At 46.2% G+C, this 11946-nt stretch carries 13 protein-coding genes; 10 read left to right on the forward strand and 3 right to left on the reverse strand.

From position 1 onward, the window contains the following. From V6C93_RS09355 to V6C93_RS09370, 4 genes are all read left to right on the forward strand, one after another. Positions 1 to 718 (forward strand): M48 family metallopeptidase (locus V6C93_RS09355; RefSeq protein ID WP_333476386.1); only part of this gene is annotated, 718 nt, incomplete at its 5' end. Between the two features lie 178 nt (positions 719 to 896). Beyond that, complete coding sequence (locus V6C93_RS09360) at positions 897 to 1301, forward strand: NfeD family protein (RefSeq protein ID WP_333476387.1); 405 nt, start codon at positions 897 to 899, stop codon at positions 1299 to 1301. A 136-nt stretch (positions 1302 to 1437) separates the two neighbouring features. Further along, positions 1438 to 1977 carry an NfeD family protein gene (locus V6C93_RS09365; protein ID WP_333476388.1) on the forward strand — a complete coding sequence of 180 codons (540 nt, stop codon included), beginning with the start codon at positions 1438 to 1440 and terminating at the stop codon, positions 1975 to 1977. An 88-nt stretch (positions 1978 to 2065) separates the two neighbouring features. Next, positions 2066 to 2635: an SPFH domain-containing protein gene (locus V6C93_RS09370; protein ID WP_333476389.1), complete on the forward strand. Its 570-nt coding sequence runs from the start codon at positions 2066 to 2068 to the stop codon at positions 2633 to 2635. A gap of 457 nt (positions 2636 to 3092) precedes the next feature. On the opposite strand, the gene V6C93_RS09375 is transcribed toward V6C93_RS09370, so the two are convergent. Together V6C93_RS09375 and V6C93_RS09380 are read right to left on the reverse strand one after the other, a co-directional pair. Beyond that, a complete protein-coding gene (locus tag V6C93_RS09375) occupies positions 3093 to 3986 on the reverse strand; it encodes an alpha/beta hydrolase (RefSeq protein ID WP_333476390.1) in 894 nt (297 codons plus the stop codon). A gap of 352 nt (positions 3987 to 4338) precedes the next feature. Further along, positions 4339 to 4653 (reverse strand): hypothetical protein, encoded by a 315-nt coding sequence (locus V6C93_RS09380; protein ID WP_333476391.1) that lies wholly within the window; start codon positions 4651 to 4653, stop codon positions 4339 to 4341. Between the two features lie 453 nt (positions 4654 to 5106). Here V6C93_RS09380 and V6C93_RS09385 point away from each other — a divergent pair, with 453 nt between their 5' ends. From V6C93_RS09385 to V6C93_RS09400, 4 genes are all read left to right on the forward strand, one after another. Then, entirely contained in the window at positions 5107 to 5667 is a 561-nt protein-coding gene (locus V6C93_RS09385) for a GAF domain-containing protein (RefSeq protein ID WP_333476392.1), read from the forward strand. A gap of 229 nt (positions 5668 to 5896) precedes the next feature. Beyond that, positions 5897 to 7387: a CIA30 family protein gene (locus tag V6C93_RS09390; RefSeq protein WP_333476393.1), complete on the forward strand. Its 1491-nt coding sequence runs from the start codon at positions 5897 to 5899 to the stop codon at positions 7385 to 7387. Positions 7388 to 7393: 6 nt separating this feature from the next. Further along, positions 7394 to 7696, forward strand: coding sequence for a hypothetical protein (locus V6C93_RS09395; RefSeq protein ID WP_333476394.1), 303 nt, complete (start codon positions 7394 to 7396; stop codon positions 7694 to 7696). Then, positions 7677 to 8573, forward strand: a complete 897-nt coding sequence (locus tag V6C93_RS09400; RefSeq protein ID WP_333476395.1) for a glutathionylspermidine synthase family protein — start codon at positions 7677 to 7679, stop codon at positions 8571 to 8573. Before V6C93_RS09395 ends, V6C93_RS09400 begins: the two co-directional genes overlap by 20 nt. On the opposite strand, the gene V6C93_RS09405 is transcribed toward V6C93_RS09400, so the two are convergent. Next, entirely contained in the window at positions 8546 to 9328 is a 783-nt protein-coding gene (locus tag V6C93_RS09405) for an RNA polymerase sigma factor SigF (protein WP_333476396.1), read from the reverse strand. The genes V6C93_RS09400 and V6C93_RS09405 overlap by 28 nt on opposite strands. A 322-nt stretch (positions 9329 to 9650) precedes the next feature. On the opposite strand from V6C93_RS09405, the gene V6C93_RS09410 reads away from it, so the two are divergent. Then, a complete protein-coding gene (locus V6C93_RS09410) occupies positions 9651 to 10379 on the forward strand; it encodes a Bax inhibitor-1 family protein (RefSeq protein ID WP_333476397.1) in 729 nt (242 codons plus the stop codon). Between the two features lie 299 nt (positions 10380 to 10678). Beyond that, a protein-coding gene (prfB, locus tag V6C93_RS09415; RefSeq protein ID WP_333476398.1) for a peptide chain release factor 2 occupies positions 10679 to 11786 on the forward strand; the annotation gives its coding sequence in 2 pieces (ribosomal slippage) (positions 10679 to 10750 and positions 10752 to 11786; 1107 coding nt in all). Positions 11787 to 11946 lie beyond the last annotated feature (160 nt).

Below are 11946 nucleotides of genomic sequence, written 5' to 3' on the forward strand. Positions count from 1 at the left end.
CACTCCTTATGCCCTAGCTGAAACAGAACTTCCTGAAGACTTTTACGTACTCTATCGCATTGTGGAACGGGTAGCTCGTGCTAACAACCTCGACCAACATCCTTGGCGGGTGGTTATTGACTCTGAATATGACATCAATGCTCACGCCACTGACGCCAATTTGATTGTGGTTAATCGGGGGCTGCTTGACCAGTTGGCAGGAGATAGCTCTGCCGTTGCCTGCGTTGTCGGTCATGAAATGGCACACCATGCTCATCGACACATTGCCATCCGTAGCAGTGAGTACGCCAAAGAAGTGGAGCAGATTGAGAGATTAAACCCGTCTAAACGAGTGCAACGCATGGCTGACTTGAATAAGCGCATGGGTCAGTTGAGTCGATTGCAAGAGTTAGACGCCGATGCCTCTGGGTATGAGTATGCCGTCCAAGACGGCTTTGAACCCGAAGGGTGTTTGCGTAGCCTGGATATTCTCTCTCGATTACCCGGAAGCGGACATGCTAGCGAAACGCACCCATCTGTGCAAGAGCGACTGACTGCTATCCAAGCGCTCATCAAGAAACATCCCCCTGAGGAACTAGCGCTGGTTGGTCGTCGGCATCTTCGCAGCACTCAGGCTTTGACCTATTACTGGTCGGCAGATGAAAAGTGGTTACGGATTAATTCTAGTCGTGGTGACTGTTTTAAGTGTGACTTAGACCGTGTTTTAACTAATCGGTGAATTCTTAAAGAACTCACATGTCTACCAGTATCAAGACTCAATATTAAGACTTTACCGGGAGGTGAATGTGTTGCCAAGTTCTACTCTAATCTGTTCGCTGGCAAAGGCTACTTCTCTACCAACCTTTACTGTTAATTCATCCTTGTTCTGGTTTAGTAGTGCAGTTATTTTTTGTCTGATGGAATTGGTTCTCCCAAACACTTGGGCGAAAAAATACAAACTTGTCCCCTTGATTATGGGAGCTAGTTCTCTAGTTGTAGCGCTCTTTCAATGGCGTTATGCCTTCCTAGACGATGGAAGATTGCAACTTGCCTATTGGATGGGACTTTCAACCGCTTGCGTTATCTGGGTACGTCCAATGTTACTCAGGAAGAAAAAATTTGTGGTTCTAGATGCAACGGAGGGGCAGACACTAACGGAAATTTTACCAGGACAAACGGGACAAGTTCTGTATGAAGGCTGTTTGTGGCAAGCTCGCACAGAGGGTTATCAAGGTGCGATCGCATCCCATCAGAGAGTTTACGTTGTGCGTCGGGAAGGAAATATGTTGATTGTACTGCCAGAAAACTTGTTTCAGAAATAAGCCAGTCAAAATTCAAACGTCTGGTAGGGGCGGGTTTAACGGGCTACACAACAAAATCTATGGATTCACGGACATTGCCAAACCTGCCCGTACAAAAGGTAAAACGCAAAAAGAGTTAATAGGAGGTTAAGGCTTTGTGGAGTTTACTATTATCGGTTTACTGGCGCAGACGACAACTAACTCACCCTTTGTATTTAGTCCACCTTGGTTTTGGTTGACAGCAGGAGTTATTCTTTGCACAAGCGAGTTATTTATCCACAAAATTCAGGCGAATAAATACAGACTAATCGCCTTGATTATGGGAGTTAATGCTCTGATTGTATCGTTAATTTTGTGGCAGTTTACGACCATCATGGATTTGGATTGGCAGTACATCATGTACGAAGACTTTCAGTTACATATTATGTTCTGGATGGGACTGTCTTTAACGAGTGTTATCTGGGTGCGTCCGATGTTTATCAAGCGTAAAACGTACAGGATTCAGGAGACAACTGAGGCGATGACTTTAAGTGAAATTTTGCCAGGACAAACCGGACGAGTGCTTTATGAAGGATGTTCTTGGCAAGGTCGTTGCGAGAACTACCAAAGTGAGATCGCCTCCAACCAGAAGGTTTATGTTTTGCGTCGAGAAGGCAACACGTTGATTGTAGCTTCAGAGAAGTTGTTCCATTCTTAAACTAAGTCAACTAATTTGGGATTTTAGATTTTGAATTGACTTCTCTTTCATCAGTTCGTTTTCAGATTCATTCATCAGGAGATTTATCATGTTTCAATGGCTGTTAATGGCATTTTTAGGTCTGACGGGAACTGCTACTGTTGCCAACAGTGTCAAAATTATCAAACAAGGGGACGAAGCTTTAGTTGAGGTTTTAGGTAAGTATGAAGGGAAGAAACTGGAACCCGGTCTTACCTTTCTTATTCCCTTTATCGAATATGTAACTTACAAAGCCACTCTCCGAGAACAAATCTTAGAGGTTCCCATTAAAGAATATACCACACGAGATAAGGTTTCTGTCACCGTTGATATTGTAGTCTACTGGCGAATTACAGACATTGAGAAAGCATATTATAAGGTGCAAAATCTCAAAGCAGCAATGCTGAATTTGCTACTAACTTTGATTCGTTCTGAAATTGCCAAAATGGATTTGGAGGAAATCTTTACTGCTCGAAATGAAATTAATGAAGTGATGGTACGAGAGTTGGATATCGCTACCGAACCTTGGGGAGTGAAGGTCACGCGGGTCGAATTGCGCGACTTTACCATTGGGCATAAGGTGGTGCATGAAGCCTTAAAAGCTCCATCGAACAGTTTAACTAAAGCCGTTCATCGTTAGGTTAAGGAATTGTGCGATCGCTTAGTCTATAAATTGAGCGATCGCCCTACCAATGGAGCATGTAAGTTAGTTCTTCGTCAAATCCCCTATTCGTCGCTGAGTGTAGTCATGGATATTTCTGCTTCTATTTTCATTTTCTTGGTGAGCTTTGTATTTTTGATTAATATATTGTTAATAGTCTATGTATTTCTATTTTGGAAAATAACTCAACCTCTGACTCCTCTAGATATGGTTTTTCTAGGGCTACCTATAGGTGTTGTATTATTAATCACTGGTTTTATTCTCGTTAATATGAATGGCACTGACTTAAGAAGTTCTTGACCTCACCAACCAACCCTTGTACAGGGGGTCTCTAGGTAGGCACTCCGTCCCCCAGTGGGGGGATTGGGGGGAAACCCCCCAATCTGGGGTTTTTTCAAAGAACGATTACTTCTTGCTTAAGTCAATGCCATTCGACTTAACATAAATAGCGTTGCAATAATCCAATCATCACCTCCGGCTTTTCCAAATGTGGCAATACCCCAGTTTCCGGAATCACCTCAAATCCTCGAATCACTTCCGGGTTCAAACCTGTCAAACGCTGCCCCACCTCTGAGCGGGTAAACTGAGCCTCTTCTCCCCAAAATATAACAGTCGGCACCTTTAGTTGCGGGATATAAAAGGACAAATCAAAGTATAGGTCACCCCTCAAAAAAGCTAACGCAGCGTATTCTGCATTGGGTTGTTGGGCGGAGGCTAAATAAGCCTCTACCATTTCCTGTGATACTCGTTCTGGGTTGGCAAACAGAAACTGCACCAGAAAGTTAGTCACAGCCACTTCATTCGTCGCCCCTAAGGTATAAATCAGGTTGTTTAACAGCGGTATTCTAATTACATTGAGTGGTAATCTGCGCCCAGCATCTTGTCCAAAGTCAGCAAACCCTGATGGACACACCAAAAATAGTGCCTTGAACAATTCCGGACGTTCAATGGCAAGGCGAATCACCAAAGCACCTGTGAGGGAAGACGCCACAACAGGTACTGGAGAGTCACTCACCTGGGAGAGAAACTCCGCCAGAGTCGTCAAGTAGTCACTCACCTGATAATCTCGGATGGGGTGAGCCGATTGCCCCCAGCCAATCAAGTCGGGCGCAATGACTCGGTAAGTGGTAGCAAAAGCGGGATACACTTTAGACCACTCGTAAGCAGAAGCCCCACCGCCAAAATTATGCAGGAATATGAGTGGAGGTAATTCCTCCTGTTCTGGGTTGGCTAGTATCCAAGGGAGTGCGACTGGAGTGTAGTACACCATCGAACCCAAGGAGGTATCAACTACTTTTAGCCCAAATCCAGGGGGTTGAAACTGAAGCATCAATGTCAGGCTCGAAGCCTCAAAGAGAGAATCGCTATTTTCTTATGGTGTGGTGAAACTTAAATCTTGACAACTTCCAGACTTATTTGAGAGAGCGATCGCTCTTGGAACGGGAGTAATAACAGTATACCTCTTGCTCTCATTCGATTTCTGCTCCCCTAACCCCCCAACTTTGGGGGAATCGGAATCTCCAAGTCACTCAGTATTGGGGGATTTAGGGAGCATTCCAAGATTTATGCAAGAGGTCTAGTATTGAGTGAGCAGTGAACAGTTAGTTACTGCTCACTGCTCAGTGTTTTAACTGAATCCGCAAAAAGCCCCGCACGTAGCCAATAGCAAGTGCGTGGGTTCTTCACAATAAACTACACGATAGAAGCTGACGAATCTTCTGGGGTTGCTGGGAGTTGTGTAGACATGGAGAATGTTTAATTTTTTCGTGATAAAGCGCAATCAAAAAATCAATTTCTTTTCGGGCTATTTTCCGCAAACGCTGAGGAAGTGTAGGTTCGACAATATCGTAGGTTTCTACAGCTTCTTCCAGCAAATCAAGTACTTCTTCAGGAACTGCATCCTGATACTGGGATGTTCTTTCCGCTGGCACATCAGCTACCATCTGACTAAAATCTTGCTCAGCAAAAGCCTCCAAATCCTTAAAGTCCATATTCATTCTTGTCACCCTGATTAAATGCAAAACGTCAATATCTGTTGAAAACCTTTCTATTTCCAGTTTTACTTATTATCACGATATCTGCAATCGCTAAGCTTTTGGATGGAGCTTTTCTCATGAACTCAATTAACTGGCTAGTCTGAGACTAATCAGGTCGTCATTCATTGAGTTTACTTATCTTTCATCCAGTCAAAGTGCCACAGCTTAATCAATGGATTTATGAAATTAGACACTTTCTCTAGATTTCTATAGAGATAAACGTTTAAACCAATATTTAACTCTACCTAACGAACTATTTTAAGTCAGTATTTTGGTTGCCTGAATAACATACTATAGAAAGATTGTCAGCTTTTAGTTTTAAATCTTTATAATGAATTTAGATATGGACATAACCAAGAAAAATTTTGTGAAAACTATTGAACCGCGATCGCACAAATAGGCATTAACAAGCTCATGGATAACCAAGTTCTACCTGCTATTTTAGAGAAAATTTTGACCAACGACAGTGAACCGGATGCTGTCTTTTCTGCGCTGCTGCCAGCTTTGGGTGAGGTGTTCCAGGGTGATAGCAAAGCAGGACACGCTAGCATCCATCGCTGCTTTCTCTACCTACGTAACCCACACACGAAAATTGGTAAAATCGCTTACTGCTGGCGTCGCAGCGATCGCTATCCCGATGTCACTGACTCGGATTGGAAACCCGAACCAGAATCTTTACCCGATGAAGACCCACTTTTTGCAGCCGCATTGCGTGCCCAGCCCTCTATCTTTGTTGAAGATGTTGAGACAGCTAGCCCAGAGGTAGTTAACCGGGATTTTGAGCGAAAAAACTTTGGACACAGAGCACTAATTCATTCTCACCTGTGCCAGGACGGTCTTTTATGGGGAATTCTGCAACCCTGTGTCTTCGAGCAGCCCAGAGTATGGACTGATTTTGATCGCGCTGTGATTGCTCAAGTCGAGAAACAAATTACACCCCTTGCGATCGCCTATGTCAAGGCGGCTGGGGTTTGATGTGTCATTTCCCTGGTCAATCTAACCCCTAGGGCGTGTTTTCAAACTCTAAATTTACCTGTGTCTTGCGAAGAAGATCCCCCCTATCCCCCCTTAAAAAGGGGGGAGAATCAACTCAAAGTCCCCTTTTTTAAGGGGAATTTAGGGGGCTCTCCGGGTTTGAAGACACGCCCTAGCCCCTATTTCCCTAAGAGATTTTTATACTGAAGAAAACAGTGAGGATGCGGTTGTGACAGAAAAAAATCGCTCTCGATGGGATGCTGGCAGATTTTTAGAAACACTGACCTACTTCGAGGTCATTCCTTTCCTTAGCTGCCTAAAGCGGCTGTTTACAGGAAGCCGCGACCAAGCTAAACAACAAAGCCAGAGTAGAGGACAATCAATGGGAGTGATACTCGTAGCTGGAGCAACTGGAGGCGTCGGTAAGCGAGTTGTGCGGCGTCTGTTGGAGCGCAACTATCAGGTACGTGCCCTAGTCAGGGATTCCCAGAGAGCAAGGGAAATACTGGGTGGCAAAGTAGAACTGTTTGAGGCAGACATCACCATCCCAGAAACATTGACACCTCAACTGATGAATAATGTTTCTGCGATCGTCTGTTGCACCGGAGTTCGGGTACAACCCGTCGAAGGTGACACCCCTGACCGTGCTAAATATTATCAGGGCATCAAATTCTATATGCCGGAAGTTGTGGATAGCCCTGAAATCGTGGACTATCAGGGTATCAACAACCTTGTGCAAGCTGCCGCTAGGAGTTTACCAAAGGCCGCATCAACACTGCTGTTTGATTTTAAAACCCCCACACAGGACATGAAAGAAACCTGGGGGGCTGTAGATGATGTAGTGATGGGAGGCGTCAGTGAGAGTTCGATACGACTGATTGATAATGCAGCGTTGTTCACGGGTATCGTCTCAACAGCCAACTCTGGGGGCTTTGCTTCCGTTCGCACCCGCAATTTCGACCCACCCCTGAATTTAGCAGAGTATGAGGGCATCGAAGTGCGCGTGAAAGGAGATGGGCAGCGCTATAAGTTCATCCTGCGTTCAGAAGCTAAATGGGATGGCATTTCCTACTGCTATTCTTTCGATACGGAAAAAGACTGCTGGATTGATGTTCGCATCCCCTTTGAGGCACTGATTCCAGTATTTCGCGCTAAAACCTTAAAAGACACTCCGGGATTTGATTCCAGCCAGGTCTATGCATTGCAGCTAATGCTCAGTAAGTTTGAGTATGACGGATCACTCAATCCAAAATTTGCGCCGGGAGGCTTTGCCTTGCAAGTGGAAACGGTTAAAGCCTATGGCGGTGCTACGAAGACACTGTTTATCATGATTAGCTCTGCTGGCGTAACGCGTCCGGGGCGTCCGGGAATCAACTTGGAGGAAGAACCGCCAGCTGTGCGGATGAATGACCAATTGGGAGGAATTCTCACTTGGAAACTCAGAGGTGAGGATGCTGTGCGGGAGAGTGGAGTACCGTACACCATCATCAGGCCATGTGCCTTAACCGAAGAACCGGGAGGTAAAGCCTTGGTATTCGAGCAAGGTGACAATATTCGGGGCAAAGTCAGTCGGGAAGATATTGCTGAGCTTTGTCTTCAGATACTAGAGCAACCCAAGGCTTGCAACTGTACTTTTGAAGTGAAGGAAGAAGCAAATGAAGTTCGCTCCCCAAGCTGGGAAAGTTTGTTCTCTCGATTAAAAGCTGATGATTTACCTTAACAAAGAATGATTGTCCAGAAAAAGAAAACTTCTACTCTGACTCTTGTCTTAATTGCCTCAGTTTCCCTGACAGCCTGCTCATTGGGTCAGAAACGCTCCCGCGAAGTTTATCGTAACCTTACTGACTGTAGCCGTGAATGGGGAGGGGTAGATAAGTGCGAACCGATAACCGATGGGTCTTACCCATCAGGCTACTACTATAGTCCCTACTACGGCACAAGGGGGGGCAGAATATACTACTACCCAAGGTCTAGCAATCAACCTCAATCTGTTCCTGCCGATAAAGACTATGGAACGCATTATTCTTGAACCTATTGCGGACTGGCAACAAAAGTGCGAGGAGGTGGGATTTCACTTCTCCTACCTCAACGATCGCCCCTATTGGAATGAGGGAGCTTGCTACTGCTTCAGCGTACAAGAGCTCGATGAGCTAGAGCAAGTAACGGAGGATTTACATCAGCTATGCTTGGAAGCGATAGACCGAATTATCCGCGAAGAGCGCTTCCAGCAACTGTGCATTTCTCCCGATTTTGCCGAGTTGTGCCGCAGGTCTTGGGAAAGGGACGACCCGACCCTCTACGGCCGCTTTGACCTCGCCTACGATGGAAAAAATCCCCCAAAGCTTTTAGAATACAATGCCGACACCCCCACAGCCCTTTTAGAGGCGAGTGTGGTTCAGTGGACTTGGTTGGAAGAAGTCTTTCCCACAGCCGACCAGTTCAACTCCATCCATGAAAAGCTACTAACTGCTTTCCAAGAAATAGACTGGCTCCGAGAACAAACTCTTTATTTCACCTGTGTTCGAGACAGCAAGGAAGATTTGGGTACAGTTGAGTACCTGCGCGACTTGGCAATTCAGGCAGGATTAGAAACACAACACATCTTCATTGAGGATATTGGTTGGAGTCGTAGCGAAGAAGTGTTTTGTGACCTCGATAATCAAGTTATTCAGAGCCTGTTCAAACTGTACCCTTGGGAATGGTTGATTAGGGAACCCTTTGGACAGTATTTGTTAACAGAGCCAGTAAGGCTTCTAGAGCCAGCTTGGAAACTGATTCTCAGTAACAAAGCAATTCTGCCCATCCTTTGGGAGTTCTTTCCCAACCACCCTAACTTACTCCCAAGTTCTTTCAATGCATTTCAGTTATCTAATCTGTCTCAACTAGCCAGACGCTCAGATGTGTGAGGCTGCAACAGAGAGACCAACTCATTAACTCCCCGTTGTACGTATCGTGACACAGTGATTGGGCTCACACCAATCTTCTTCGCTACTTCCTGACGCGGTAAATCCTGGAAAAACACCGATTCAAGTGCTATCTGAGTTTTCTTATCCAGCTGACTGATAGCTCCTTGGAGCTGTTGTCGCTCTTCTTCTCGATGCCGCCAAGCTTCCGCTTGGAGATCAGTTAGCGTCTCTCCAAAAGTTGTGGGGCTATCCGCCGTCTGACTTACAGTTACATCCAAGCTTAAGGGCAAGCAATTTTGAGTCACCAACTTACTCTCTAGCCACTGTTTGAGAGATATCTGTAGCGCTTGAGCAATCTCGGCATCTTTGGGGAGGCGTCCCAGAGTTAGTGTTAATTCTTTAGTTACTCTTCGGCCTTCCCGCTGAATATCATGCCAGCGGCGAGGAATCTTGACCAGAGAGCCTTTATCGCGTAGATAATGTAGCATCTCGCCGCGAATGTAAGGCATAGCAAATGAACTGAAGGCACAACCTTGATAAGGGTTGAATCGTTCGATCGCACGAATTAAGCCAATAAAGCCAATTTGCTGCAAATCCTCATAGGATTCGCGACACTGCTGACTGATTCGATAAGCCATCTGTCTCACCAGCCCTGCATTAAGCTGTACTAGCTGATTGCGAACTTTTATAGAAGGATTGCGGTGGTAAGCAATCAAAAGTTCCATTCCCCGAAAACGTACAGACTGAGTTGCCATTGTCCAAAAATCCCAGCAGTGCAAACCGATCCCCTTAAGCGGCTTGGTCTAACCAAGTCATCTTGAATTCATTGTCTGTACAGCCAAAGGAATACACCATCGTTGTTCTACGGAAATAAAAACCCTTCCTTTTTTGAGTCTCCGCATAAATACGCAGATTTCATCCACCACATCTGTTGTGTGCCAGCCACCTAGGTCTTCAGGTAAAGCCTCAAAACCCTTGCTGTGCTTTCTCCTGGCTAATCTCCTGGGTTCTCAGTCACAATAGAAGCAAATAACAATTGCTGTTTGTAAATAATCGGTAAAGTTCCGAGGAATTCTCATGAGCAACACCAGTAACTTTCGTCAGGCACTTCGCGAAGCTAAAGGTCAAGCTTTAGTTGGCCCTAACGTGATCGCCAACGCTCTGCCCTACGTCGGTGGCGGACTTGTCTTAACCGCACTCGGTACCTATGGAGGTCTTAGTGTTCTCCGTTCCAACCCAGGATTATTCATGACCACCTTCTGGGTTGCCTTTATTGTTGAAATCGCTCTTTTCTTCGTCGCGAGTGGCGTTGCCCGAAAAGGGAACAATAGCGTTGCGCTGCCCTTGTTGGCAACCTACAGTCTGCTGTCTGGTTATACCCTCAGCGGTCTGGTATTCCTGGCTCTAAAAACACCGGGTGTGGGTTTAGCCGGGATTGGCTTTGCGGCTTTGAGCTGTGGAGTCACCTTTATTGGTGCCAGACAGATTGGCTCCAATCTGTCTGAGGAAGACGGCATGGCGCTAACCAAAACAGTACAGCTTGGCATTATTGCCCTGGTTGTTGTGGTAGTCGCTCAAGTCCTATTGTCCTTCTTTGGCATCTACACTCCCTCTTGGCTAGAAATTGGGATTTCTGGCGTTGGGGTCTTGCTGTTTGTCGGTGCAGCAGTGGTAGATTTCTATATCCTGCCTCGCTCCTACCGTGATGAAGAGTATCTGCCTGCCGCACTCTCAATGTACCTAACTTACATCAACTTGTTCATCTTTATTTTGCGGCTGCTCATCGCCATTAACAGTCGGGATTAACTCAATTCCATCAACCCAAGGGTAGGGGTACGGACTGCCGTACCCCTACTTTTGTTTTAGGGGACAAACTCTGGTTACAATCGACAATAGACCTCTTGCAAAAGTAAATTTTTACCCCCCTAGCCCCCCAAGAAAAAAAGGCTTCGTCCTTTGTCCTCTCCCCTCTTAGGGGAGAACGAGAGGGGTGGAGGGAACATGAGTTCAAAGTCCCCCTAAATTGGGGGATTTAGGGGGAATTCTAGGATTTATGCAAGAGGTCTAATGCAACCCTCAAGTGGTCGCGAAGGACTGCAATTATTATGGAAGCATTAGACATTAAACGCGAAGTCGAAACGTTGTCACAGCGCCTGGGTAAAACCCAGGACTATCTTTGACGTTGCCGCTCTCAACGCCAAAATTCAAGACTTAGAGCAACTAGCGGCTCAACCCGATTTTTGGGATGATCAGAACGCAGCTCAGCAAACGCTGCAACAACTCAATGACCTGAAATCCAACCTGAAGCAGTACGATCAGTGGCAAGCGACGCTGGAAGATGCAAAAGCAGTTTTGGAACTGCTAGAACTAGAAGCTGACGAGACTCTGCTCACAGAAGCTCAAACCAACCTAACTCAGCTTGGCCATGAACTCGATCGCTGGGAGTTAGAACAGCTTCTATCAGGCCCCTACGATGCAAAAGGTGCTGTCCTCACTATCAATGCGGGTGCTGGTGGTACGGATGCCCAAGATTGGGCAGAAATGCTACTCCGAATGTATTCCCGTTGGGCAGAGAAGCGCGGCTACAAAGTACACCTCGCAGAAAAATCCGAGGGGGATGAAGCGGGGATTAAGTCAGTCACCCTGGAGATTGATGGGCGTCACGCCTATGGTTACCTGAGAGCAGAGAAAGGGACGCACCGCCTCGTCCGGATTTCTCCATTCAATGCCAACGGCAAGCGCCAAACTAGTTTTGCTGGGGTGGAAGTGATGCCGCTGATCGATAACTCGGTTGAGCTTGACATTCCCGACAAAGATTTAGAAATCACAACCTCCCGTGCTGGCGGTAAAGGTGGGCAAAACGTCAACAAGGTGGAAACCGCTGTGCGGATTCGGCATATCCCTACCGGGCTTGCTGTGCGCTGTACGGAGGAGCGCAGTCAACTGCAAAACAAGGAAAAAGCCCTAGCCATTCTCAAAGCCAAGCTGCTGATTATTGCTCAAGAACAACGCGCTAAAGAAATTGCTGAAATTCGAGGTGACATGGTAGAAGCGGCTTGGGGTAACCAAATTCGTAATTACGTCTTTCATCCTTACCAAATGGTGAAAGACCTGCGCACGAATGTGGAAACTACAGCCGTTGGGGATGTGATGGACGGCGAACTCGACCCATTTATTGAAGCGTACCTCCGTCAGGAAAATCAGCTGATTTGAAAATAGGCTGGGGAAGCTGGAGACGCTATGCTTTTAAGCTGTTGCGCGTAAAACCTTGCATATTTCCTGTGATGTTGGGGAGTCGGGAGTTGTCGATAGGGGGATTCCCACCTACGCTGGCATCCCTTTCGAGGTGAATGGGTAGCTTATGCCAGTCATC

The sequence above is a fragment of the Allocoleopsis sp. genome (assembly GCF_036703385.1).
GTDB lineage: Bacteria > Cyanobacteriota > Cyanobacteriia > Cyanobacteriales > Coleofasciculaceae > Allocoleopsis.